15 protein-coding genes and 1 rRNA gene are annotated in these 26,507 nt (G+C 73.2%); 12 read left to right on the top strand and 4 right to left on the bottom strand.

Translation table 11 applies throughout. From position 1 onward, the window contains the following. Positions 1–189 precede the first annotated feature (189 nt). From H297_RS0110305 to H297_RS41480, 8 genes are all read left to right on the top strand, one after another. On the top strand, positions 190–1,728 hold the full coding sequence (locus tag H297_RS0110305) for a hypothetical protein (RefSeq protein WP_027736977.1): 1,539 nt from the start codon (positions 190–192) through the stop codon (positions 1,726–1,728). Positions 1,729–1,746: 18 nt separating this feature from the next. Beyond that, positions 1,747–2,631 carry a hypothetical protein gene (locus H297_RS0110300; protein ID WP_027736976.1) on the top strand — a complete coding sequence of 295 codons (885 nt, stop codon included), beginning with the start codon at positions 1,747–1,749 and terminating at the stop codon, positions 2,629–2,631. 38 nt (positions 2,632–2,669) lie between these two features. Then, complete coding sequence (locus H297_RS35655; protein WP_078513904.1) at positions 2,670–8,123, top strand: hypothetical protein; 5,454 nt, start codon at positions 2,670–2,672, stop codon at positions 8,121–8,123. A 710-nt stretch (positions 8,124–8,833) separates the two neighbouring features. Next, positions 8,834–11,728, top strand: coding sequence for a nitrate- and nitrite sensing domain-containing protein (locus H297_RS0110285; protein ID WP_027736974.1), 2,895 nt, complete (start codon positions 8,834–8,836; stop codon positions 11,726–11,728). Next, the gene (locus tag H297_RS0110280; protein WP_027736973.1) at positions 11,725–12,168 is read left to right on the top strand and encodes a roadblock/LC7 domain-containing protein; all 444 of its coding nucleotides are present in this window, start codon (positions 11,725–11,727) and stop codon (positions 12,166–12,168) included. The genes H297_RS0110285 and H297_RS0110280 overlap by 4 nt, the downstream gene beginning before the upstream one ends. A gap of 49 nt (positions 12,169–12,217) precedes the next feature. After that, a complete protein-coding gene (locus H297_RS0110275; RefSeq protein WP_027736972.1) occupies positions 12,218–12,643 on the top strand; it encodes a DUF742 domain-containing protein in 426 nt (141 codons plus the stop codon). After that, positions 12,624–13,241 carry an ATP/GTP-binding protein gene (locus tag H297_RS0110270; protein ID WP_027736971.1) on the top strand — a complete coding sequence of 206 codons (618 nt, stop codon included), beginning with the start codon at positions 12,624–12,626 and terminating at the stop codon, positions 13,239–13,241. The genes H297_RS0110275 and H297_RS0110270 overlap by 20 nt, the downstream gene beginning before the upstream one ends. Before the next feature lie 296 nt (positions 13,242–13,537). Then, the gene (locus H297_RS41480) at positions 13,538–14,695 is read left to right on the top strand and encodes an MFS transporter (RefSeq protein ID WP_078513903.1); all 1,158 of its coding nucleotides are present in this window, start codon (positions 13,538–13,540) and stop codon (positions 14,693–14,695) included. Positions 14,696–14,919: 224 nt separating this feature from the next. Here H297_RS41480 and glpK read toward each other — a convergent pair whose 3' ends face one another. Further along, positions 14,920–16,431 carry a glycerol kinase GlpK gene (gene glpK / locus H297_RS0110260; RefSeq protein ID WP_027736969.1) on the bottom strand — a complete coding sequence of 504 codons (1,512 nt, stop codon included), beginning with the start codon at positions 16,429–16,431 and terminating at the stop codon, positions 14,920–14,922. A 314-nt stretch (positions 16,432–16,745) separates the two neighbouring features. On the opposite strand from glpK, the gene H297_RS0110255 reads away from it, so the two are divergent. Then, positions 16,746–17,606 (top strand): M15 family metallopeptidase, encoded by an 861-nt coding sequence (locus H297_RS0110255; protein ID WP_051351730.1) that lies wholly within the window; start codon positions 16,746–16,748, stop codon positions 17,604–17,606. A gap of 180 nt (positions 17,607–17,786) precedes the next feature. Continuing rightward, complete coding sequence (locus tag H297_RS0110250) at positions 17,787–18,593, top strand: SAM-dependent methyltransferase (RefSeq protein ID WP_027736967.1); 807 nt, start codon at positions 17,787–17,789, stop codon at positions 18,591–18,593. 37 nt (positions 18,594–18,630) lie between these two features. On the opposite strand, the gene H297_RS35650 is transcribed toward H297_RS0110250, so the two are convergent. Beyond that, entirely contained in the window at positions 18,631–21,138 is a 2,508-nt protein-coding gene (locus tag H297_RS35650; protein WP_037793805.1) for a glycoside hydrolase family 31 protein, read from the bottom strand. Between the two features lie 192 nt (positions 21,139–21,330). On the opposite strand from H297_RS35650, the gene H297_RS0110240 reads away from it, so the two are divergent. Further along, positions 21,331–23,349, top strand: a complete 2,019-nt coding sequence (locus H297_RS0110240; RefSeq protein WP_027736966.1) for an acetoacetate--CoA ligase — start codon at positions 21,331–21,333, stop codon at positions 23,347–23,349. A gap of 106 nt (positions 23,350–23,455) precedes the next feature. On the opposite strand, the gene ptsP is transcribed toward H297_RS0110240, so the two are convergent. Both ptsP and H297_RS0110230 read right to left on the bottom strand, forming a co-directional pair. Then, positions 23,456–25,126, bottom strand: a complete 1,671-nt coding sequence (gene ptsP, locus H297_RS0110235) for a phosphoenolpyruvate--protein phosphotransferase (RefSeq protein WP_027736965.1) — start codon at positions 25,124–25,126, stop codon at positions 23,456–23,458. Positions 25,127–25,311: 185 nt separating this feature from the next. Then, positions 25,312–25,761 carry a PTS glucose transporter subunit IIA gene (locus H297_RS0110230; protein ID WP_027736964.1) on the bottom strand — a complete coding sequence of 150 codons (450 nt, stop codon included), beginning with the start codon at positions 25,759–25,761 and terminating at the stop codon, positions 25,312–25,314. 630 nt (positions 25,762–26,391) lie between these two features. Here H297_RS0110230 and H297_RS0110225 point away from each other — a divergent pair. After that, positions 26,392–26,507 (top strand): 16S ribosomal RNA (locus tag H297_RS0110225); the annotation flags it as partial.

Genomic DNA, 26,507 nt, shown 5'->3' with positions numbered 1-26,507 from the left:
GCGCCGAACGGATGCTCGCCGGCCGCCTCGACGGCTCCCAGTGCCGCCTCGCCGAGTCGTCCGCCCGTCAGCTAGGCTGACCGGTCGGCTCGCGGCTCAGAAATCGTCCCGGACAGTGCCAAGCGTGCCGTTACGGTGCCGACCGTGCCGTTTCGGACGTTGTCAGTGCGACGGCTTAATGTGTCCGTCGTGACTGAGAGCGCCACCGAGACGAGCACCTCGTGGGGGACACGTGCATCCGCACCCTCCCCCGCGCCGGGCCCCGCGGCCGACGAGGGCCTGGCCCGCCGCCTGCGCGCGCTCGCCTGCACGGCGCCGCTGCACGACCTCGATGCCCGCAAGGCCAACCTCGCCGGGGAGTACAGCACCTACGCGATGGCCGAACTGGCGCTGGCGGCCATCGACCAGGTCACCCTCCAGATGGACTTCGACACCGGCGCCGACCACGAACAGATCGTCGCCAGACTCCTGCCCCGGGTCGCCGCCCAGGCCCCCTCCCGCCCGACGGCCGAGCACGAACGGGTGGCCCGCTGGGTCCTGGAGAACATGATCAATGTCGGCAGCGTCGACCGCGGCTTCCGCGCCGTCTACGGCACGTTCGACCCCGACGGCGTCTACGTACGGCGGGACTACGACTTCAAACTCGTCGAAGAGGTCCCGGGACCCGGCGGCAGCGTCTACCTGCGCACCACCGACGAGGCCGTCAACGTGCTGGTGGGCGCCCTCGACACCGACGTCACCAGCGCCCAGATCGCCGCCGAGGTCAAGCTGGAGGTCCTCATCAACCGCGGCCGGCTCGCCGACGCCCAACTCGCCGCCGAACAGGCCCGCTACCGCACCGTCCAGTACGCCGAGTCGCTGCGCCGCACCCTGGAGGCCACCCGCCGCGATGTCCGCGCCGTCGACTGGCTCAACGCCGTCCCCGACATGATCGCCGAAGCTCTCGACCACGTAGCCGACCGCTACCGCCACGAGAACGCCATCCTCACCAACATCCGCAAGGCCCGCGACGAGGCCGCCTCCGAACGCGGCCCCGACCACAAGCGCCGCGCGGCCGAACTGGTCGACATCGTCAAGGACTGCATCCGCCGCCACACCCAACTCCAGTCCCGGCTGCTGGAGGCGGGCCCGCTCTTCCGCGCCGAACAGGACCGCCAGGCCTTCGCGCCGCCCGCCGCCCGCGCCGGACTCGACCTGTACGGGCAGCTCCTCGACCCGCTGCTGCCGCTCCCCTTCGCACAGGCCCTCCGGGTGACCGACGCCTTCTTCGTCCGCGGGGCCGGGCTGCGCACGCCCGGTGCCGTACGCCTGGGCGACCTGACCGACATACTCCTCACCCCGCCCACCCCCCGCGAACACCTCGGCGCCGAGATGCCCGAACCCGACCTGGTGGCCACCCCGGACGACAGCCGGTTCAGCGAGGCGCAGATGGCCGCGGCGACCGAGCTGCTGGAGCTGCCGCCCGACGCACCCCGCCGGCTCTCGGGCCTGTTGGCGGAAGCCCGCCGCCAGGACCCGGAGCTGCCCTACCTCATCGCCCTGCTCGCCGTCCATGCCGCGGGCCCGCCCGTCGGTACCGCCTACCGGCAGGGCGAGCAGAAGCTGTTGTTCGCCGTCGACGACGGCACGGAACTCGACGACCCGGAGTTCGGCGGCGCCGACCTCATCGTGGGGACGGCGATGCTGGACGCCGCCGGCATGGCGGCGGACCGGACGGAGGCGGCATGACGAAGGACCTGAGCACCCATGAGTGACTTCCCCCCGGAACCCGAACCGCACACGGCGTCCGGCCACGGCGGCCCCGCGCCGCAGGTGACCCCTGCGGACGCCTCCGACGCGGCACGGCTCGTCTCCTTCGGCCTGCACCCGAAACTGCCTCCGGCCCGCGACGCGGACTACACCGAACTGCTGCGCCGCTACCGCGACGAACCCGCCTTCGCACGGCTGGCCGACGCCGTGGCGACGGGCCTCGGCCTCGTCGTCCTGGAGGTCTCCACCCGTGCGGGCATGGCCCTCGCCGCCGCCGAGGACTCCGTCTTCGCGGTCCGCATGGGGGACTACGCACGCCGGGCGGCAGCCGACTCGGCGGACCGCTTCCTGCACGGGCTCGCCCACCTGGCCTGCGCCGCCATGGCGTTCCCCCGCCCCGAGGACCTGGCCGACGACGGCTACATCGGGCGGATCACCGTCAACGGGGTCGACTCGTTCGTCCGCCAGGCCTGCCGCAAGCTGGAGGAACGGGCCGAGGCCGAGGGCGAGAACACCGACCCCGCCACCGACGCGCCCGGCCTGGAGGCCGCCTGGCGGGTGTGGACGCGCCGCAGCGCCACCGGCGCCACCAAGGACGCACGCCGGCTCGCCGGTTCGACCACCGGCATCATCGCCAAGGCCGTCGGCTTCCTCGCCGACTCCGGATTCCTCCAGCGGACCGGGGACGACGCGGGCGGCACCTACCGCACCACCGCGCGCTACCAGCTCCAGGTCCGCGACATGGCCGGCAACGCGGCCATGGCCGAACTGCTGGAGCTCGGCGTCGTCCCCGTCTCCGACGGCACCGCCAGCCTGCTGCCACCGCGGGACGAGGACGGCCTGGACCTGGCGCCCGACGCCGGGCTCCCGTTCCACTCCTGACCGCCACCCTTCCGACGCCACACGAGAGCCCCGCCGCCATGTACGAGCTGTCCCGGATCCGCCTCTACTCCATCGGGCCCGCCGGTGCGCGTTACGCCGACACCGTGCTGGACCTGCGCGGAGTGGGGGAACCGGTGCCCAGCCCCGCCCCGGCGCAGGCGGACTTCTTCGAGGACGAGCCGCAGGGCCCGCCCCGCCGCCCCGCCCCCGCCGGGGTGCTCTTCCTGGAGAACGGCGGCGGCAAGTCCGTCCTGCTCAAACTGATCTTCTCCGTGATGCTGCCGGGGCACCGCAACACCCTGGGCGGTGCCAGCTCCGGCGTGCTGCGCAAGTTCCTGCTCGCCGACGACTGCGGGCACGTCGCACTGGAGTGGCAGCACACCCGCACCGGCGAGACCATCGTCGTCGGCAAGGCCAGCGAATGGCGCGGCCGGCAGGTCTCCGGCGACCCACGCAAGTTCGCCGAGGCGTGGTATTCGTTCCGGCCCGGCCCCGGCATGTCGCTGGACTCCCTCCCGGTCGCCGAGTCCGCCGCGCTGCGGCCGGCCGCCGAAGGTGCCTCCTGCGCGCGGGGCAGGCGGCGCACCATGAAGGGCTTCCGTGACGTCCTCACGGAGACCGGCAAGGCCTACCCCAACCTGGACGTGATCTGGGAAGAGGTGCACGAGCGCTGGAACGAGCACTTGACCACCCTCGGCCTCGACCCGGAACTCTTCCGCTATCAGCGCGAGATGAACGCCGACGAGGGCGAGGCGGCCGGACTCTTCGCCGTCAAGAACGACTCCGACTTCACCGACCTGCTGCTGCGCGCCGTCACCGACACCCGTGACACCGACGGCCTCGCCGACCTCGTGCACGGCTTCGCCCACAAGCTGGGACGCCGTGCCGAGCTGACGGCCGAGCGGGACTTCACCGCCGGATCCCTCGACCACCTGCACCGCATCACCGAGGCCGCCGAGGCGCGCGGCCGCGCGCGGGAGATCCACGCCGGTGCCGAACGCCGCACCCGGCTGCTCGCCCGCCGGCTGACGTCCCGCGGCACCCGGGAACGCGGCCGCGCCGCCGAGCTGGCCGAACAGCTCGGGCAGGCCCGGGAGTCCGTCGCGACGGCCGAGGAGGCCCGCTCCCGCGCCTCCCGCATCGCTGCGGAACTCGCCTACCGGCACGCCTCGCTGGCCCTGACGGCGGCGGAGAAGTCCGCGGCGGCGCAGAAGCGCGAGCTCGGCGAGGCCCGCACGCTGCACTCGGCATGGCAGGCGGCCGAGACGGTGCTGGCGCACCGTACCGCCGCCGACCGCTCCGCCCGGGTCGCGGCAGCCATCCGGGAGGCCGAGCGGGACGCGGCACCCGCGCTCGCCGCCCGCTCCCGGGCCGCGACCGCCCTGGTGCGGGCGCTCAACGGGGCCACCCAGGACAGCGAGCGCATCGCCGGCGAGGAGGAGGAGCGCTCCGCCTCCCTGCAGGCCGTGAGCGAACGCGCCCACCGGGAGGCCACCGAGGCCGCCACCGAGGCCCAGCGTGCCCGCAGCGAGACCGACCATCTGCGGCAGCGGCTCAGCGAGGTGGAGCAGGAGACGGCGCAGGCCGTGGAGGCGGGCTGGCTCGACGACGGCGACCCCGACGCCGACCCGGCGCGCGCCGCACTCGCCGCCGGTGACGCGGAGAAGAGCGCCGTCGCCGCCTTCGAGTCCGCCCGCGACGCGGCCGCCCGCAGCGCCGAGCGCGCCCGCGACCTGGCCGGCCGGCACGCGAGCGCCGAACTGGGCGCGGCCCGCGCCGTGGACGCCGCGGAGGCGGCCGAGGCCGTGTACGCGGCAGAACGCGCCACTGCCGAAACCCTGGGCGCCGAGGAGCGACTGGCCGAACTCCTCGGGCTGCCCGCCACCGGAGCGGCCGGTGCCGCCGCGGGCGCCCCGGGGGGTGCCGGGACGGCACACCGGTCGTCCCGCGCCACCGTTCCCAGCCAGCGCGACGCGGACAACTCCCCCGACGCGCTCGCCTCCGGGCAGGCCCCCGCGCCGGGGCACGGGCCCGGCAGCACCGGGCACCCGGATCCGGGCCGGACGGCCGGGCCCGGAGCAACCCCTGCCCCGCGCCACGGCGACGAGGACGGGCCGGCGGACGCCACGGCGGAAGGTGAGGGGGCCGCAGTGGGCGACCCCGCAGCGGACGATGCGGACTGCGCCGACGCGACCGGGCAGCGCACCGGCGCGTCGGACGTCGAGACCGGGAACCACGCCGGTGCGGACGGCGAGCACGGCCCGGGGGAGACAGCAGCGTCCGGCACATCCGCCGCGCCGGAGTCCCGGAGCGCCGACGTACCGGGGCCGGGCACACCTGGCACACCGGACCGCGGGGCGTCCGGCGCACCGTCCGGCCCACCCGGGGCGGAGTCTTCCGCGGAGCGGGAAGCCCCGTCCTCCGCGACGAACGGCGCACCGGCGGCCGAAGACTCCAGGGGGCTCAGCGGTGGCGGCTCTGTTCGGGAAGGGGAAGGCCCTGCATCGCCCCCTGCGGAGCCACCCGCTGCGCAGGGCCCGCTCAGCGCGGAGGAGGTGGACCGCAACGCCGAAGCCCTCCAGGAGTTGCTGGACGAGGGTGTGGCCCATGCCGAGCGGCAGCTTTTCGAGTTGCGGACGGCGGCGGCGGACGACGCGCGGATGCTCGGGGCGCTCGGTGACGGCGGACTGCTCCCGCCGGGCCCGGATGTGACGGCCACGGTCGAGTATCTGGGGGAGCACGGGGTCCCGGCGCTGCCCGGCTGGCGCTATCTGGCACAGGCCGTCGATCCCGCCGATCACGCGGCGGTGCTTGCCGCCCGTCCGGAGCTGGTCGACGGGGTCGTCATCACCGATCCCGACAGCCACGCGCGGGCCCGCGAGGTGCTGGCGAACGCCGCGCTGCTGCCGCGTTCGGCCGTCGCCGTCGGCACCTCGGCCGCGCTGCTGGCACCCGCGCCCGCGCCCGACAGCGGCGTGGAATCCGGCGTCTTCATGGTGCCGCCCAACCCGGCGATGCACGACGAGAGCGCCGCCGACGACGAGCGCCGCCTGCTGCGTGAGCGCGCTGTCGCGCGGGACGAGGAGATCCGCGCCATGGCGGCCCGGTTGTCCGCCGACCGCGCGCTGGCCGCCCGGCTCTCCTCCTGGCGCACCGGCTGCCCCGAGGGCCGCCTGGACGAGCTCGCCGAGGCCGCAGCCGAGGCTCGGCGGGCCGCGGAGGCGGCCGAACGCAGGCACCGTGAGGTGCGCGAGGCGCGGGAGGAGGCCGACGAGCAGGCGGCCGAGACCGCCCGGGTCCGCGACGGCCGCCAGGAGGCGGCCCAGCGGGCCCGCCGCAGCGCGGACGCGCTCGCGGGCCTGGCCTTCCGGCTGCGCGAGCGCACCACGTGGCAGACCCGGCTGCGGGAGCTGGCCGACGAGGCCGCCGCCGCCCAGGAGCGGGCCGAGCTCCGGATCGAGGAGGCGTACGCGGCCGACGAGGACCGGCGGACCGCTCAGCGTGCGGCCGACGACGCCCGCCGTACAGCCCGCGCCCTGCGTGCCGAGCGCGCCGAGATCGCGGGCGTCCCGGACGAGCCGGCCGCCCCCGATGCGGACAGCTCAGGGCAGGACGGACCACCGCAGGACAGCCCGGCGCAGGGCAGTTCGGCGGAGGGGAGTCGGCATGCGGAGCAGCAGCCCGGGGAGGAGTCCAGGCCGGCCTCGCTGCCCGACCTGCGCGAGGCCTACCGCTCGGCCTCCCAGCTCTACGAAAAGGTCGGAGTCGGTGCCGACCTGCGCGCCGAACAGGCCCGCGCCGAGGGCGACGAGTCCGCCGCCAAGGCGGCACTCGACCGGCTGACCAACAAGGTGCGCGCCCGCGCCGCCCAGCTCCTGGAGGGCCCGGACGGCGCAGACGGCCCCTCCCGCCAGGCGGCTGCCGCCCGTGCCGAGGCGCTCGTCCAACGGCTGGAGGCGCGCGGCTCCGACGTCAGCGAACAGCTCGGCAGGCTCCGCGGCGAGGCCGAGCGGCTCGCGCCCCCGGACGGGGAGGCCCACACGGAACTGCCCGCGGGGATGGTGCCCGGCGAGGCCGCCGAGGCGCAGGCGCTGCTGCGTACGGCCAACGCCGAGCTGGCCGCCCGCGGTGACGAGCTCGACGCCGCGCGTGCCGCCCACGCCTCGCTCCAGCGCGCCCACACGGCGGCCGAGGACGGGGCCGGCGGATTCGACGAGACCGCCACGACGCTCCGCGACCTGCTGCGCGACCCCGCGGCGTCCGCGCCCGGGTCCTCGGGCGGCGAGGAGGAGCCCGACGAGCCGTTCGCGGGCGACCTGGCCGAGGCCCGGGAGGCGGCGGCCGAGGCCCGCCGTTCCCTGCGCGGGTGCGCCGCCGACCTGAGCGCAGCCGAACAAGGCGTGCGGGAGGCGTGCGACGTGCTGGTCCGGCACGCCAACTCCAGCCGCTACGAGCAGGTCCGCACGCCGGCGCGACAGCAGGTGCGGGAGCTCCCCGCCTCGGCACTGCCCGACCACGCGGCCGCCTGGGCAGCGGCGTTCGCGCCCCGGCTGCGGGTGCTGACCGACGAGCTGGAGCAGTTGGAGCGCAACCGGGACAGCATCGTGGACCGGCTGCGCGGTCTGGTGGAGTCGTCACTGACGACGCTGCGCTCCGCACAGCGCCTCTCGCGGCTGCCCGAGGGGCTGGGGGAGTGGTCGGGCCAGGAGTTCCTCCGTATCCGGTTCGACGACCCCGACCAGGCCACTCTCACCGAGCGGTTGGGCGAGGTCATCGACGAGGCGACCCGCTCGGCCGTGCGCAAGAACTCCGACCTGCGGCGGGACGGCATGACGCTGTTGCTGCGCGGTGTCCATGCGGCGCTCCAGCCGCGCGGCGTCAGCGTGGAGATCCTCAAGCCGGACGCCGTGCTGCGTGCCGAGCGGGTGCCCGTCGGACAGATGGGGGACGTCTTCTCCGGCGGCCAACTGCTGACCGCGGCCATCGCCTTGTACTGCACGATGGCAGCCCTGCGCAGCAACGACCGGGGCCGCGACAAGCACCGGCACGCCGGCACCCTGTTCCTGGACAACCCCATCGGGCGGGCCAACGCCACCTACCTGCTGGAGCTGCAGCGGGCCGTCGCCGACGCGCTGGGCGTTCAGCTCCTCTACACCACCGGCCTCTTCGACACCACGGCGCTGGCGGAGTTCCCGCTGGTCATCCGGTTGCGCAACGATGCGGATCTGCGAGCCGGGCTCAAGTACATCAGCGTGGAGGAGCATCTGCGGCCCGGTCTGCCGCGGCCGGAGACCGAGGAGGGCGGGACCGTCGTGCACGGGGAGGTCACCGCGACACGGATGTACCGCCGCCCCGACCAGGAGCCGTCGGACGCGGAGGGCGAGCCGTCACGCGGGGCGCAGGAGGAGGCACCGGGCGGTGCACGCCCTGATGTTCCCGCTCCGCACCGTCCGCAGGGCGCGCCGGACGCGACACACTCCCCGCAGGCCTGACGTCGCGCCGTTCGGAATCCTGCCGCTCCCCTGCACCGTCGGTGCTCTCGCGGTGGCCCGCGCCGGGCGTGCCGGCGGGACGGCCGAAGGCCCCGGGACCGTCTGCCCCACCGGGCCGACCGGGGGGTTGCGAGCCGTGCGGCGCCTCCGGCTCGTCCCCGTCCGTGGCGGGGGACTTCTCCCGCCCCGGACGGCGGTGTGCCTCCGTCGCGCGGCGCCTGGCGGCGCTGCTCGGCTCCGAGACGACGCCGTGCCGCTGCACCCACACCTGCCGGGTGATCCACACGTCCAGCACCGCCCATGTCGCCAGGACGGTGCCGCCGATGGTCGCGAGCGCCATCGGGAACGCCAGCCACACGCCGGCCATCGAGCAGAAGAACGCGACCATGAGCAACACCAGCGTCACCGCGGCGACGACCACCGCGCGCACCGCGGCGGCTCGGACCGGATCCGCCAGGCGGGGCTTCGCATACATCCTGTTCACTCCCCCTTCACGACGCCATCGATCTTCGCACGGTTCGGCAAACGTGTCCTTAGCCACAAACGCAGAGCACGCGTCGGGGCATCGTCGGACAACTCAGGATGAGGCACCCGGGACAGGCTGTTTCAACGCCCGTACAGACCTACGAGTTGCCGTCGCCTCAGTAGTAAGCTCGCGCCGTTTGCTGTCGGTACACGCCCCGTGCGCTGGGGTGTACGTAGGGGAGGCCATGCGCTTTCGCGGGAAGTCCATCCGCCGGAAGATCGTGGTGCTGTTGCTGGTGCCGCTGGTGTCTCTGGTGTCCATCTGGGGCTTCGCGACGTACATCACCGCGGCGGAGGCCAACAGTCTGCTGCGGCTGGACGAGATCACCCGCAAGATCGGTGATCCCACCGAGGACACCGTGCAGGCCGTCCAGCGGGAACGGCGCCAGATCATGGTGCACATCGCCGACCCGCACAGCGGTGCCGACCTGAAAGCCCTGCACAGGGCGCAGGCGGTCACCGACGCGAAGGCCGCCGCGGTCCGCCGCAACGCCGCCGACAGCAGCCTCCGCTCCGACCTGGGCCCCGACTCGCGCGCCCGGCTCGGCGACTTCCTCGACGCCCTGGACGGCCTGGAGGAACTGCGTACCCGCGTCGAGAAGGACACCATCACGCGGGGTGGCGCCTTCCAGGCCTACAACGAACTCGTCGACCCCGCCTACGCGGTCATCAGCTCGCTGAGCGCGGTCGACGACGTCGACCTGGAGAAGCAGGGCCGCGCCCTGGTCTACGTCTCCCTCGCCCGCGAGTACCTCTCGCGCGAGGACGCCCTGATGGCCGCCGCCTACGCCGCCGGCGAGTTCACCCGGGGCGACCAGCGGGCCCTGTCGGACCGGGTCGCCGAGCGCAACATCACCTACCAGACCAACCTCCCCTCGCTGCCCGCCGCCGACCGGCAGTTGTACGAGAACTACTGGAACAGCGCCAACGGCCGCACCCTGCGCAGCAACGAGGACGCCGTCATCGCCGCCGGACCCAGCACCACCGTGGGACCGGTCGGAGAGGAGCGCTGGCGCCAGGGCGTCAGCACCGCGCTGGACGACCTCAAACAGATGGGCGTGGAGGCCCAGCACCGGTTCCAGGACCGGGTCGACCCGGTGGCCACGCGGGTGCTGGTACAGGCGGCCGCCGCCGGCGTGCTCGGCTTCCTCGCCGTGCTGGCCTCCCTCGTCATCTCCATCAGGGTGGGCCGCGGGCTCGTCCGGGACCTGGGTGCGCTGCGCAAGGAGGCCAACGAGGCGGCCGGCGTGCGACTTCCCAGCGTGATGCGCCGGCTGGCCGCGGGCGACCAGGTCGACGTGGAGACCGAGTCCCCCCGCCTCGACTACTCCGCCGACGAGACGGGCCAGGTCGGCCAGGCCCTCAACACCCTTCAGCGCGCTGCCGTGGAGGCCGCCGTCAAACAGGCCGACATGCGGCGCGGCGTCTCCGAGGTCTTCGTCAACCTCGCCCGGCGCAACCAGGTGCTGCTGCACCGTCAGCTCACCCTGCTGGACGCCATGGAGCGGCGCACCGAGGACGCCGACGAACTCGCGGACCTGTTCAAGCTGGACCACCTCACCACCCGCATGCGCCGCCACGCCGAGGGCCTGGTCATCCTCTCCGGCGCCGCACCCTCCCGGCAGTGGCGCAAACCGGTGCAGCTCATGGACGTGGTGCGGGCGGCCGTCGCCGAGGTGGAGGACTACGAGCGGATCGAGGTGCGCAGGCTGCCGCGGCTGGCCGTGGACGGCGGCGCGGTCGCCGACCTGACCCACCTGATCGCCGAACTGCTGGAGAACGCCACCGTCTTCTCCCCGCCGCACACCGCCGTGCAGGTGCTGGGGGAGCGGGTGGCCAACGGCTTCACCCTGGAGATCCACGACCGGGGCCTGGGCATGACCGCCGACGCGCTGCTCGACGCCAACCTGCGGCTCGCGGAGACGCCCGAGTTCGAGCTGTCCGACACCGACCGGCTCGGCCTCTTCGTCGTCTCGCGGCTGGCCCAGCGCCAGGGCGTCCGCGTCTCGTTGCAGCCCTCGCCCTACGGCGGCACCACCGCCGTCGTCCTCATCCCCGGTGCCGTCCTCACCGAGACATCCGGTCGAGACGACGAGCAGCCCCCGCCCCGCACCGCCATCGAGGCCGCCGGAACACCGGCCAGGCCTCTCGACGGGCCCGTCGAGCTGGAGGCCCCGATCGACGAGACACCCCCCACCCGTGAGAGCCGCACCCGGCCGTCACCGAGGCGCGAGCGCGGCACCGTCCCCGCCTCCTTCGCCCAGGCAGGGGAGCAGCACCAGCAGGCCGACGACGAGACCGCCTCCGCCTCGCGCGGCCGGACGCGGGCCGGAACCGGCGGCGGGGAAACCCAGGGCGAAGGCCCCGCACCGCTGCCGCGCCGGCGCCCCGGCACCCCGGTGCTGGTGGCCGACAACGGCCGCACCCTGGACCCGGACCGCGGCGGTGCGGAGACGGAGAGCGGTACGGCGGAACAGAGCCGAGGCGCGGCGGGGCAGGAACGCCGGCCGTCCGGGCCGGAGCCGTCCGCGGCCGAGCAGCCGCGTCAGCCGTCCGGGGACCACGCGGACGCGGGCGGCCCGGCGCCGCTGCCGCGCCGCAAGAAGCCCCGCACCGCCCCCGCAGCGGCCACGGAAGGTTCCGCGTCGGCACCCGACTCGCCCCGGACGCCCGGCCGAGCTGCCGGCACCGCGGACGGGGCCCGCGCCGGCCAGGAGACCCGTACCGGGCCCGGCCCGGCGGAGGTGTCCGGCAGCGCACCGGAGCAGCAGTCGTCGGGCGCCGCGGCGCAGCCCGGCGTGTCCGGGCAGGTCGGGGGCCTGCCGCGGCGGGTGCGGCAGGCGAGCCTCGCGCCGCAGCTCAAGACCGACAGCCCCACCGTCCACACGCGCATGCCCCAGGGCCGGGCGGGCACCCAGGATTCCAGCACGCCGGACGCCGCCGCACGCGACGCCGACGAAGTGCGCAGCAAGATGGCCTCCCTCCAGCGCGGCTGGGAACGCGGCAGACGCGAGAGCGAACCGCCGCACGAGACGGGGGAGTCAGCACCAGGAACGACACCGGGAGGGGACGGTCGATGACCGCACCGAACGCCGCTTCGCACGCTGCTGGAAGCGGGGAACTCAACTGGCTCCTCGACGAACTGGTCGAACGGGTCGGCAGCATCCGCATGGCGCTCGTGCTCTCCGGTGACGGCCTCGCCAGGGGCGCCTCCCAGGGCCTCACCAGGGAGGACAGCGAGCACCTGGCTGCCGTCGCGTCCGGGTTCCACAGCCTCGCCAAGGGCGTGGGCCGCCACTTCGAGGCCGGCGGCGTGCGGCAGACCGTGGTCGAACTGGAGGAGGCCTTCCTCTTCGTCACGGCCGCCGGGGACGGAAGCTGCCTGGCCGTCCTGGCCGACGCGGACTCCGACGTCGGCCAGGTCGCCTACGAGATGACCCTGCTGGTCAAGCGCGTCGGAGTCCACCTGGGCACCGCACCGCGCAGCGACTCCGCAGGCGGCGCCCGAGGTACCAACTGACGGCACGACGGGGGAGACGGGACGAGGGAATGAGGGGACGGGGCCGGCAATGACGGACCACTGGTTCGACGACGCGGCAGGACCCGTGGTGCGGCCGTACGCGATGACGAGGGGCCGCACCCGCAGCAGCGTCGACCCGGCGCAGCTCGACCTCATCGCCCTCGTCCTTGCCGACGGCCCCGACGGGGGCGCCCCGGGCGACGACCCGGACACCGCGCCGCCCACCGCGGACGAGCTCCAGACGGACCATTCGCTGGCGCCCGAGCATCTCGACATCGTCCTGCGCTGCCGCCGCTCCGCCCTGTCGGTGGCGGAACTGGCGGCCGAGACCGATCTGCCCGTCGGAGTCGTCCGCGTCCTGATCGGCGACCTGCTGGAAGCCGACCTGGTACGCGTCACCCGACCCGTCCCTCCGGCCGAACTGCCGGACGAGAGCATCCTCAGAGAGGTGATCAATGGTCTTCGGGCGCTCTAAGCGGGGCGGCAAGAGGGCCCCGGCCGAGCCGGTCACGCTCAAGATCCTGGTGGCCGGCGGCTTCGGGGTCGGCAAGACGACACTGGTGGGAGCGGTCAGCGAGATCAAGCCGCTCCGTACCGAGGAGACGCTGACCGAGGCCGGCCGCGGACTGGACGACCTCCAGGGGGTGGAGGCCAAGACCACGACGACCGTGGCCATGGACTTCGGCCGCATCACCATCCACGACGAGCTGGTGCTGTACCTGTTCGGCACCCCCGGCCAGGACCGTTTCTGGTTCCTGTGGGACGAGCTGGCCACCGGCGCGCTGGGTGCCGTGGTGCTCGCCGACACCCGGCGCCTGGAGGACAGCTTCGCGGCCATCGACTACTTCGAACGCCGCTCCATACCGTTCACCGTCGCCGTCAACTGCTTCGACGAGGCGGAGCGGTACCCGGCGGAGACCGTTCGCGAGGCCCTGGACCTGGACGGCACGGTGCCGGTGATGCTGTGCGACGCCCGGCAGCGGGACTCCGCACGCGACGTTCTGGTCTCGGTGGTGGAGCACGCCATGCACACGGCCGCCCAGCACGCCGCGCGCAGCCCGGCCGACGCCTGAGCGGCCGACGCGTTCCCGGCCCCCCTGGCCCTGGGCCCAGCCGTTGCGGGGCAGGAGGTTGTCGACAGGTCACGGACTTGGCGTGACCGCCCTCTCGGGTACGTGCTGACTTCCGCTCGACAACTGAATGTTCAGGACGCCATGGTGGTAGGTGGAGGCGTCTTCCGTGCTGACTGGTGATCAGTCCGTGCTTGTGCGCACGCGGCTGGCATCCCCGGTCATCTGTCTGGGAGGCTCCTTTGCCACGCATCCACCCGCGACCATCGCGGACCACCACCCCTCGTGCCGCTCTCCTGGTGGCTTTCGTCGCTTTGAGCACCGACATGCTCATCTACGGCATCGCAGTACCGGTCTTGCCGAAGTTCCCTGCCGTCGCGACCGGTGGCGACACCGCAACGGGCATTCTGTTCGCTGTCTACGCTGCGGCGCTGGTCGGCGTGACGCCTTTGGCGGGACGGTGGGTCGACCGTCGCGGACCACGAACCCCGTTGCTTGTCGGCATGATCGGATTGGCGACTGCCACAGTCGTCTTCGCACTTGTTGAACCGTTCCCCGCCCTGCTGTTCGCCCGTGCTGCCCAAGGCGCGGCAGCAGCGTGTTCGTGGGTGGCTGGGCTCGCCTTGGTCGCTGCGGTCACCCCTTTCCAGCAGCGAGCCCGCAATCTAGGTCTGGTGCTGTCGGCTGTCGGTATCGGTGTCCTCATCGGCCCCCCGCTCGGTGGCTGGCTGGCTGATCTCTTCGGACGTCACGTCCCCTTCCTGGTGGGGGCGGCGTTCGCAGTCCTCGACGGCTTGTTGCGCATCGCTCTCGTCGGCCCTGTCACCACGGCAGATGATGATCCTGGAACCATCAAGGGCGTCTGGCGCGTCCCCGGCGCGGCGAGCGTCTGCGCGGTGGTGGCGATCGGCGCCGGCCTGCTCGCCATCACCGAACCCGTGCTGCCCCGCCACCTTCACGATCTGGGCTACACCGCGACACAGGCAGGACTGGTCTACGGGTCAGCTGTCCTCGCCTCTGCGATGGTCACGCCGGTAGTCGGCTCTCTTACTCACCGACTGCCCACCGCGGCTCTCGTGGCCATCGGATCGAGTGTCGGTGCCGCAGGAATGGCCGGAGTCGGACTGGCGCACAGCCTCGTTGCCCTTACCGCAGCGATGGCGATGCTCGGTATCGGAGCCGGAGCGGTCCTGGGCGCGATTACTCCCGCCATGAGCACGCTCGGGTCGCAAGCCGGCCCGCCCGCTCTCGGTGCAGCCTTTGCACTGTTCAACCTCGCCTATGCCTGCGGGCTCCTTCTCGGCCCAGCACTCAGCGGCCCCTCCACCTCACTGGCCGGTTTCGGCCCAGCAACGGTTGGCTTGGCAGCGATATGCGCGCTGGCGGCCTTGGGTAGCTGCTGGCGCATGCGAAGCGCCTCAGCGCTGCATGGTGTTGGCGGCAAGGCAGAAGAATAAGCGCGTGCGGAGCAGTGCTCCGCTGTCCCCCAGAGGGCCGCCGCCGACTGCTCGGGCGCTGCCACCGTCGACCCATCAGCCATGTCGCACCAGCGAGCACGAGTGAGCAGTCGCGACCGCGGTCCGCAACATCCACTACGACCACCACCGCCCGCACGGTGGAGCTGGCGGACGCCCGCCAGCTCCACAGGTCCGGAACGCTGTCACCGACGTCCGGCCTGCACCTAGCCTTCGGCGGACTGTTCCCAGCCGAAGCTCCGCTCGACCGCCTTGTGCCAGTTCGCGTACTCCCTCTCCCGGTCCTCCTCGCTCATGGCGGGCGTCCACTCGGCGTCGCGGCGCCAGTGGGAGCGCAGCTCGTCCAGGTCGGACCAGACACCCGTGGCGAGCCCCGCGGCGTAGGCGGCGCCCAGGCAGGTGGTCTCCGCGATCACCGGGCGGATCACGGGCACGCCGAGCACGTCGGCCTGATGCTGCATCAGCAGGCTGTTGACCGTCATGCCGCCGTCCACCTTCAGCGAGGTGATCTCCACCCCGCTGTCCTGGTACATGGCGTCGACGACCTCGCGTGTCTGCCAGCTCGTCGCCTCCAGCACGGCCCGCGCCAGGTGCGCCTTGGTCACGTACCGGGTCAGTCCGGTCACCACGCCGCGCGCGTCCGAGCGCCAGTAGGGGGCGAACAGACCGGAGAAGGCGGGCACGATGTAGGCGCCGCCGTTGTCCGCCACGCTCGCGGCCAGCGGCTCGATGTCGGCCGCTTCGTCGATGATGCCGAGCTGGTCGCGGAACCACTGCACCAGGGCGCCGGTGATGGCGATGGAGCCCTCCAGGCAGTAGACGGGCGCCTCGCCGCCCAGTTGGTAGCCCATGGTCGTCAGCAGGCCGTTGCGGCTGTCCACGGGCCGGTTGCCGGTGTTGACCAGCAGGAAGGAGCCGGTGCCGTAGGTGTTCTTCGCCTCACCCACCCTGTAGCACGTCTGTCCGAACACCGCCGCCTGCTGGTCGCCGAGGGCCGAGGCCACCGGAACGCCCGCGAGCTGTCCCACCGCCGTGCCGTACACCTCCGAGGACGAGCGGATCTCGGGCAGTACGGCAGCCGGCACATTCATCGCGTCCAGCACCGACTGGTCCCACTCCAGCGTCCGCAGGTTCATCAGCATCGTGCGGGAGGCGTTGGTGACGTCCGTGACGTGCCGGCCCCCCTCGGTCCCGCCGGTCAGGTTCCAGATCAGCCACGAGTCGACGGTGCCGAACGCGATCTGTCCGGCCTCGGCGCGCTGCCGCAGCCCCGGCACGTTGTCCAGCAGCCAGGCCACCTTCGGGCCGGCGAAGTAGCTGGCCAGCGGCAGGCCCGTACGGTCACGGAACCGGTCCTGGCCCTCGTCGCCGCCCAGCTGCGCGCACAGTGCGGAGGTGCGGGTGTCCTGCCACACGATGGCGTGATGCACCGGCTCGCCCGTCGCCCGGTCCCACAGCACGGTCGTCTCACGCTGGTTGGTGATGCCGATGGCGCTCAACTGCTGAGCAGTCAGCCCCGCCCGCTCCAGCGCCCCGGCCACCACCGACCGGACCCGCGTCCAGAGCTCGGCGGCGTCGTGCTCCACCCAGCCGGGCCGGGGGAAGATCTGCCGGTGCTCCTGCTGGTCGACGGCGACGATCCCGCCCCGCTGGTCGAACACGATGCAGCGGCTGGAGGTGGTGCCCTGATCGATGGCTGCGACGTACTTGTCCGTCATGGTGACGACCCCTCGGTAGCGATCGGTGCGTTCGGACGTCGTGACCAGGATGCGGTCTGACCGGGCAGCACGCCGAAGCCCCGCCGGGCGCAGCGCCACGACCCCACCGATCGGCGGCCCGGCGTGCGACGTGATCGTTGCGACTGTCACGGGCACGTCACCAGATACTCACGCCCCCGTACGTCTCCCGGATCCCGCGAACCGGCCCCGGGGGGTGCACGTCCACACTCAACAAGGACGGTGGCACGGGACCGACGGGGGTGGTCCCGAGCCACCGTTCCGCATTTCCCGGTTCCCTGGTAGATCAGAGGAACATGAGACGCATCCGTACCGCACGCCACGTTCCCCTGCTGGCCGCCGCGGCCACACTCCTGACCGTCGCCGCCGTCCAGGCCCCTGCCGCCGCAGCCCCGGCCCCGGACCACCGACCGGGGCACGGCCCGGGCCACGGTCACGGCGGCGGACCGAAGGCACCCGAGGAGTTCGTCGCCCTCCACGACGTGGCGCCCACCATCCGCCAGGAGATCCGGTACCACACCCCGCACAACTTCGTCGGAGAGCCGATCGACGGCTACCGCGCACCCATGTGCATCGTCACCAAGGACACCGCCACCGCGCTCGCCAGGGCTCAGCGCTCCCTCCTGCGGCGGGGCTACACGCTCAAGGTCTACGACTGCTACCGCCCGCAGCGCGCCGTCGACCACTTCGTACGGTGGGCCAAGGATCTGGACGACCAGAAGATGAAGCCCGAGTTCTACCCCCGGGTGGAGAAGAACAAGCTGTTCGAGGACGGCTACATCGCCGAGAAGTCCGGGCACAGCCGCGGCAGCACCGTGGACCTCACCGTGGCGAAGCTGCCCGCGAAGCCCACCCGCCCCTACGTGCCGGGCGAGCCGTTGCACCCCTGTTTCGGCCCGAAGGACGAGCGGTTCCCGGACAACTCCGTCGACGCCGGCACCGGCTTCGACTGCTTCGACACCCTCGCCCACACCGACGACCCCCGCGTCACCGGCAAGCAGCGAGCCAACCGGCAGCTCCTCAAGACCACCCTGGAGCGGCAGGGCTTCACCAACCTGCCCGAGGAGTGGTGGCACTTCACCCACGAGCCGGAGACGTTCCCCGACACCTACTTCGACTTCCCCGTCGCCCGCGGTTCCCTGACTCGGCACCACTGAGTCCCCTGAGCCGCCGCACCGTCGCGGGCACCTTCCCGCCGGCTCCCGCTGCCCCGGGAAGGTGCCCGGAGCGCGCCGACGCTGCCGAACTCGGCCGGTTTCGTCGCGGACGACGCAGCACGCGGGTACGTTGAGGCGTCATCCGAACGAACAAGCGAGGCCCGAGCAGGGGAGCCGGCCATGACGGAGCGCTCACAGGAGCCCTCGACCCGCATCGACACGACCGTTCCGCACTCCGCGCGGATCTGGAACTACCTCCTCGGCGGCAAGGACCACTACGCCGTCGACCGGGCCGCCGGCGACAAGATCAGCGACATCTTCCCCGGCATGGTGGGCATCACCCGGCACTCCCGGGCGTTCACCGGACGCGTCGTCCGCCATCTCGCGGGCGAGGCCGGCATCCGGCAGTTCCTCGACATCGGCACCGGTCTGCCCACGGTCGACAACACGCACGAGATCGCCCAGCGGGTCGCCCCGGAGTGCCGCATCGTCTATGTCGACAACGACCCGCTCGTCCTCGCCCACGCCCAGGCCCTGCTCACCAGCACCCCGCAGGGCCGGACCAGCTACCTCCACGCCGACGTGCGCGACCCGGAAGAGATCCTGCGCGCCGCGTCGGCCACGCTCGACCTGGACCGGCCCGTCGGGCTGATGCTCATGGGCATCCTCGGCCTGGTCGACGACTACGACCGGGCGCGTGCGGTGGTCGCCGAACTCATGGCGGCGCTGGCACCCGGCAGCTACCTCGGTTTCAACGACGGCAGCAGCACCGACCCGGACTACGTCGAGGCCATCCGCCGCTTCAACACCGACAGCGGCGCCGTGCCCTACACCCCCCGCAGCCCGGAGGAGATGATGCGGTTCTTCGACGGGCTGGAGGTGCTGGAGCCCGGCCTCGTCTCCTGCCCCCACTGGCGCCCCGAGGCACTGCCGTTCGGCGAGCCGCCCAACGTCGCGGTCTGGGGCGGCGTCGGCCGGAAGGCGTGAGAGGGAGGGAATGGGACCCGCGGGGAAACACAGGGCCCTACCCCCGCGGCGCCGTACCGCCGGGCGGGGCCGCGCCCCAGGGCCGGCGCACCCGCACCCGGTACCCCGCCCCGCCGCCTCCCTCCCGTTCGACCGAGACGGTGCCGTCCCCGGCGGTCCGGACGGTGAACCGTTCGCCGTCCGGGCGCCCCCAGCCCTCGCCGGGATCGGGGATGTACAGGCCGCCGCCGGTGCGCCCGGGGGCGGGCGGCCACACCTCCAACTCCGTCTGCCCGCCCGGTCCCCGTACCGGGACGGCGCAACCGGCGCGGGCGAGCACCGGCACCCGCTCCAGCGGCGCCGCCAGCCGCACGGTCGCCGGACCGTCGTGGGGGCGGCCCGTGGCGGTGTCGTACCAGCGGCCCGCAGGCAGCCGCACCGTACGCGCCCGTACCCCCGGCTCCAGCACCGGCGCCACCAACAGCGCGTCCCCCAGCAGGAACGCGTCCTCGCAGTCCCGCAGCCGCCGGTCCCGCGGGTGCTGCCACCACAGCGGCCGCACGTACGGCGCGCCCGTACGGTGCGCGAGCTGAGCCAGCGTCACCAGGTACGGCACCAGCCGCTCACGCCCGGCCAGCACCGCCCGCACCTGCCCCAGCACCTCGACGCCGCACTCCCACGGGACGCCCGCGCTGCCGCCCTCCACCCGCGTGGCCGTGCTCCGCGTCCGGAACAACGGCAGATACGCACCCAGTTGGATCCCGCGCACATACAGCTCCGGGGAGAAGCGCGCCGGAGAAAAGCGCTCCCGCAAGCGCCCCGAGGGAGTTCGCACGAGGGCACCGCCCACGTCCGGGCCCGCGTACGGCACCCCGCACAGCCCCAGGCCCAGTACCAGCGACAGCGCCCCCCGCAGCCCCTCCCAGCCGGCTCCCTGGCCACCCGTCGCGGCACCGCCGTACCGCTGCATCCCTGCCCAGCCCGAACGGGAGACCAGGAACGGGCGCCGCGCGGGCCACACTTCCAGCAGCCCCGCACAACCGGCCCTGGCCATGGCGAGCGCGTAGACGTTGTGTGCCTCGCGGTGGTCACCGCCCCGCCCCTCCAGAGCATGCCGCGCCGAGCGGGGCAGCGTACGGTCTCCCACCGCGCACAGCGAGAGCGGCTCGTCCCTGGTGTGCCACACCCCGTCGAACCCCTGCTCCACCCGCTCCGCATACCGGGCGCCCCACCACTTGCGGACGCGCCGGTCGGTGAAGTCGGGGAAGGCCGCGTCGCCGGGCGGCCCGCCGCCCACCGTGGTACGGCCGACAGCCGTACGGCCCCCGGCCTCCCGGACGAACACGTCCGCGGCGCGCCCGCCCTCGAACACCCCCTCTCCCGGCTCCACCGGCACGGCGGGCGCCAGCGCCGCGACCAGCCGCACCCCGTCGCTCCCGGGCGCGCCGGCACGACGATGCAGCGCGCGGACGCGTCCCTCCGGCTCGTGGCTGCCCTCCAGATGAAGGGCGCTCAGCGGCAGCCCGTGCGCTTCGAAGGTCTCCGCGACCCGGTGCACGTGCTGTGCGTCGACGGGGCCGCCTCGCGCGTGCTGGTGGCCCAGCGCCCACCGCGGAGGCACAGCAGGCGCACCCGTCAGCGCGGCCCACCCGTGCAGCACCCGGGAGGGAGCACCGGCCAGGACCCAGTACCGCAGCGGCCCGCCCGCCATCCGCACCTCGCACCGCGCCGGACGGTCGTGCCCCGACCCGCGCCCTTCCGCCCCCTCCCGTATGTGCACCCAGCCGTCCCACGAGTTGTCGTGGAAGACGAGAAGCGTTCCCGCGTCCCCGACGCCGACCAGAACCGGCATGGTGACCGACAGCGGGTCCCGCCTGCGGCCCGCGGGATCGGGGGCGGTGTTCCACAACCGGAAGGCCCCCTGCCGAAGCCGCGGCCCCGCCACCCTGCCCCCCAGCCCGAAGAACCGGACGTCGGCCGGCAGCTCCGACCGTTGCAGCCACCGCGGACCGGCGAACGCCGCCTCCCCGCGCTCCCCACCGCCGTCCCCGCCCTCCGTCGGTGCCGCCGAGGTGATACCCACCCTGTCCGTGCCCGGCAGCGGCGACGCCGCCCACCAGCAGGGCGGGTGGTCACGGCGCAACAGCGCACCGCCCGGCGTCCGCACCTCCACGGCCCCCCGCCGGGAAACCGTCACCAGCATCCGCTCGGAGACCACCCGCCAGCCACCGCCCTTGTCCGCCTCCAACCGGGCCCGCTCGTCCGCCTGCGGACACACCCCGGACACCGCGTACGACGGCTCGGGCTCCGCGCCGTCCCAGCCGACGAACAGCGCACCCGTCACCGTCACCCGCACCCGCAGCACCGACCGCGCGAACCGCACCACCCCGCCCCCGGGATCCGGCTGCGCACCCACCGCCTCACCCGGTGTCCGCGCCCGCTCCCCGCGCTGCTGCGGCAACTCCGCCGCGTCGGCGCGCCGTCTCCGCCACGCCGCGCGCCACGCCCCCACCCCCTGGCCCGTACCGCCCACCGTCACCGACCGCACCAGGTCACGCGCGTCCATGCTGCTCAGCCTGCCATCGACGGCCGCCCCCGTCAGCGCCGTTCCCTGGCCGTTCACCCGCTGGTCACCATGGGTTCCGCACACCCCGTACGCGTGCGGTGTGTGATTCCCGCCCTGGCACAACGGATGATCACATGGCATCGTCCCGGCCGAAGGACGCGACGACGCGTACAGGACGTCAGGGAGCCCGGCATGACCGCAGCGCACAGCGACAGCAGTACCTCGCACCCCTCCGCGGAGGCGCTCTGGCGGCCCGACCCCGGCGGCTTCCCCACGGCACGCCTCACCCGCTTCCAGGACTGGGCGGCCCGCCACCACGGCGCACCGGCCCCCGACCCGGCCGATCCCGTCGCCTCGTACGCCGCCCTCCACCGCTGGTCCACCGCGCACCTGGCGACCTTCTGGGCCGCGTTCGCCGACTGGTCCGGCGTCCGCTTCACCACCCCGTACGAGACCGTGCTGGCCGACGCCACCATGCCCGGCGCCCGGTGGTTCCCCGGAGCCACCCTCAACTACGCCGAGCACGCGCTGCGCCCGGCCGACGACCCCGCCCGCGCCGACGAGCCCGCCCTGCTGCACGTCGACGAACGACAGGAACCCGCCGCCGTCAGCTGGCGGGAACTGCGCGACCAGGTCGCCTCCCTCGCCGGCGAACTGCGCCGGATCGGTGTCCGCCCCGGCGACCGCGTCAGCGGCTACCTCCCCAACGTCCCGCAGGCCGCCATCGCCTTCCTGGCCACCGCGGCCGTCGGCGGCGTGTGGACCTCCTGTGCCCCCGACTTCGGTGCCCGCAGCGTGCTCGACCGCTTCCAGCAGGTCGAACCCGTCGTCCTGTTCACCGTCGACGGCTACCGGTACGGGGGCAAGGAACACGACCGCAGCCGGACCGTCGCCGAGCTCCGCGCGGAGCTGCCCACCCTGCGCGCCGTCGTCCACGTCCCGCTGCTCGGCACCCCCGCGCCCGAGGGCGCCCTCGACTGGGCGGACCTGACCACCGGACGGACCGGCCCCGAGTACGAGCAGGTCCCCTTCGAGCACCCGCTGTGGGTCCTCTACTCCTCCGGCACCACCGGCCTGCCCAAGGCCATCGTCCAGTCCCAGGGCGGCATCCTGCTCGAACACCTCAAGCAGCTCACCCTGCACAACGACATGGGGCCGGGCGACCGCTTCTTCTGGTTCACCTCCACCGGCTGGATGATGTGGAACCTGCTGGTCTCCGGACTGCTGACCGGCGCCACCGTCGTCACCTACGACGGCAGCCCCGGCTACCCCGACACCGCCGCACAGTGGCGCGTGGTCGAACGCACCGGCACCACCGTCTACGGCACCTCGGCCGCCTATGTCATGGCCTGCCGCAAAGCCGACGTCCACCCCGGTCGCGACTTCGACCTCTCCCGCGTCAAGTGCGTGGCCACCACCGGCTCCCCGCTGCCGCCCGACGGCTTCCGCTGGATCCACGACGAGGTCTCGCCCGACATGTGGATCGCCTCCGTCAGCGGCGGCACCGACGTGTGCAGCTGCTTCGCCGGCGCCGCCCCCACCCTCCCCGTCTACACGGGGGAGCTCCAAGCACCCTCCCTCGCGGTGGACCTGGCGGCCTGGGACCCGCACGGCGAACCGCTCGTGGACGAGGTCGGCGAGCTCGTCGTCACCCAGCCGATGCCCTCGATGCCGGTCCGCTTCTGGAACGACCCCGACGGCTCCCGCTACCACGACAGCTACTTCGACATGTACCCCGGCGTCTGGCGCCACGGCGACTGGACCACCCTGACCAGCAGGAACACCGTCGTCATCCACGGCCGCTCCGACTCCACGCTCAACCGCCAGGGCGTGCGCATGGGATCCGCCGACATCTACGAAGCCGTCGAGCGCCTCCCCGAGATCCACGAGTCCCTCGTCATCGGCGTCGAACAGCCCGACGGCGGCTACTGGATGCCCCTCTTCGTCCACCTCGCCGAAGGCGCCGTCCTCGACGACGCGCTGCGCGACCGCGTCAAGCAGACCCTCCGGACGAACCTCTCGCCCCGCCACGTCCCCGACGAGATCATCGAGATCCCCGCCGTCCCCCACACCCTTACCGGCAAGCGCCTGGAGGTCCCCGTCAAGCGCCTCCTCCAGGGCACCGCCATGCAGAAGGCCGTCAACCCGGGCTCCGTCGACAATCCCGCGCTGCTGGACTTCTACACCAGCCTCGCCCACGAACGCGCCTGATCCGCCCGGCCCATCACCCTCACCCCGAACATGACGGAGGGCCGCCCCGCGCCCGGCGGGACGGCCCTCCGTCTCGTACTCCGGCCCGCGACCAGGCCGCGCGGACTCACTCCCCGGACAGCACCGCCTGCGCCGCTGCGCGCGCCTCCGGGCCGCTCTCCGCCGCCCGCGCCGCCGCTGCCGCCCGCTCGCACTGCGCCAGCGTGTGCTGAGCCAGCTGCGCACGGACGAACGGGATCGCGGAGGAGCCCATCGACAGGCTCGTCACCCCCAGCCCCGTCAGCACACAGGCCAGCAGCGGATCGGAGGCCGCCTCACCGCAGACGCCGCAGCTCTTGCCCTCCGCACCTGCCGCCTGGGCCGCGGCCGCCACCAGGTCCAGCAGCGCCGGCTGCCACGGGTCCTGCAACCGCGAGACGGCACCCACCTGACGGTCGGCGGCGAAGGTGTACTGCGCCAGGTCGTTGGTACCCAGCGACAGGAACTCCACCTCCTGCAACACCGAGCGGGCCCGCAACGCCGCCGAGGGGATCTCCACCATCGCCCCGAACTTCGCGCTCAGCCCCGCCGCACGGCACGCCTCGGCGAACGCCCGGGCATCCGCCCGGTCCGCCACCATCGGCGCCATGACCTCCAGGTAGACCGGCAGCCCCTCGGCAGCCGTGGCCAGCGCCCGAAGCTGCCCCTGCAGCACCTCCGGGTGGTCCAGCAGCGTCCGCAGACCCCGCACGCCCAGGGCCGGGTTCGGCTCGTCGGCAGGCGTCAGGAAGTCCAGCGGCTTGTCGGCCCCCGCGTCCAGGACCCGCACCACGACACGGCCCTCCGGGAACGCCTCCAGCACCTGCCGGTACGCTGCCGCCTGCTTCTCCTGAGACGGAGCGCGCCCGCTCTCGTCCAGGAACAGGAACTCCGTACGGAACAGGCCCACGCCCTCCGCACCCGCCTCCAGGGCGGCCGGCACATCGGCGGGACCGCCCACGTTCGCCAGCAGCGGCACCTTGTGCCCGTCCGAGGTGGCTCCCGGCCCCTTGGCCGCCTCCACCGCCGCCTTGCGCTCCTCGGCGTCCCGCGACAGGGTCTCCCGCTCCGCCCCGGTGGGGTTCACCCCCACCTCGCCGGTGCTGCCGTCCACCGCGATCACGGTGCCCTCGGCCAGCTCGCACGCGCCCGGCAACGCCACCACGGCCGGTACCCCCAGCGCCCGCGCCAGAATGGCGCTGTGGCTGGTCGGGCCACCCTCCTCGGTGACGAAACCCAGCACCAGGGCCGGGTCCAGCAAGGCGGTGTCCGCCGGCGCGAGATCCCGCGCGATCAGCACGTACGGGTGGTCGCTGTCCGGGACACCCGGCATCGGCACCCCCAGCAGCCGGGCGACGATCCGGTTGCGCACGTCGTCCAGGTCCGCCACCCGCCCGGCCAGGTAGTCACCCGCCTGCGCCAGCAGCGCCCGGTACGCGGCGAACGCGTCGTACACCGCGCGCTCAGCCGTGCTGCCCACGGCGATACGGCGCTCGACATCGGCCAGCAGCTCCGGGTCCTGCGCCATCATGGCCTGTGCCTCCAGCACGGCCTGCGCCTCTCCGCCCGCGAGGTTGCCCCGCGCGACCAGATCCGCGGCGACGGCCTCCACGGCCTGCCGCGCCCGCTGCTGTTCACGCGGCGCGTCCTCGGCAGCGATCTGCTGGGCCGGCGGCTCCAGCACGGCCGTGCCCATGTGCCGCGCCTCACCGATCGCCACGCCGTGGCTCACACCCACGCCTCGAAGCGTTGTGTCCATCTCACCCGTCTCCGGTCAGCGGCGGCACCAGACCACCGCGGTCGTACTCCTGCCCGGCCCGCACACGCGCACGAAGCACGCTTCGGGAACGCGCGCCCGGTACAGGGAGCATCCCCGGTGCCCCGGGACGCCGCGGCACGGTGCCGGCCTGGACGTCGTCGGGAGAGAGGGCCGGGCCCGTGCAGTCAGCTCCAGCCGAAGAGCGTCTGTCCCCGCTCCACGTCGCCGTCCTCCACCAGCTCACCGAGCGCCTCGGCGGTGGCTTCCAGCGCGATCACCGGTGAGATGGGAGACTTCCCCTTCTCCTCCACGGCCGTAGGGTTCCAGCGCACCATCGGCTGGCCCCGGGTGACGGTGTCCCCCTTGGCGGCGAGCAGTTCGAAGCCCTCGCCGTTGAGCTGCACGGTGTCGATGCCCAGGTGCGTCAGCACCCCGTGCCCCTCCGCGTCCACGACCACGAACGCGTGCGGGTGCAGCGAGACGACCACACCGTCGACGGGCGCCACCGCCTCGGTGGGCTCCCGCACGGGATCGACGGCGGTGCCGGGGCCCACCATCGCCCCGGAGAACACCGGGTCCGGAACAGCAGCCAAACCGATGGCCCGTCCGGTCAACGGGGACGACACGGTGGTCATGGGAGGCCTCCAAGGGGCGGAGTTTTCGATCAGCCGCCGTCGCTACCTGTCCAGGACGGCGCCGCTGAGAAGCGTAAGTCATGGGAACAAGTGATTCCGTCCGAGTGCACAGGCGCGCCGCTACCTGCTGTTTCGACCCGCTCGCAGTGCGTTCGCAGCGGATCGTCTGCGAGGACTGCGGTGTGACCGCGGGGCCGCCCGAGGGGCCCAGCAGAACCGATTTGCCTCTGTTCCCCCGAGGCCTGTAGCGTCTGACGCCTGCCCACCGCCGAGGCGCCGGGCAGGCCCCCAAGACCCCACTGGATCCGTCCAGTTGGTCAGCCGCGTTCCGACGCGGGAAGGATCGGGCGGATTTCGGGTCACCGAAACCACGGTGGTAGGCTGGGGAAATACCGAAAGGGCAAACGTCCGGAGAAGCCGGTGAGATGGTTTCGATGGAAGCGTCCGTTTCTTGAGAACTCAACAGCGTGCCAAAAGTCAACGCCAGATATGTTGATACCTCGGCCTTGCCGGTCTTGATGGCTGGTTTGGTTGTGGTTCCTTTGATTGATTTGAACAGCGAGGATGCTGTGAACGGTTCCGGGTTATTCCTCCGGGATGGTTCCGCTCTTCCTGTGGATGGTTGATGCATTCACGGAGAGTTTGATCCTGGCTCAGGACGAACGCTGGCGGCGTGCTTAACACATGCAAGTCGAACGATGAAGCCCTTCGGGGTGGATTAGTGGCGAACGGGTGAGTAACACGTG

The organism is Streptomyces sp. CNT360 (assembly GCF_000424785.1).
Note: the sequence above shows the minus strand (reverse complement) of the source record. Positions and strands in the feature narration are given on the sequence as shown.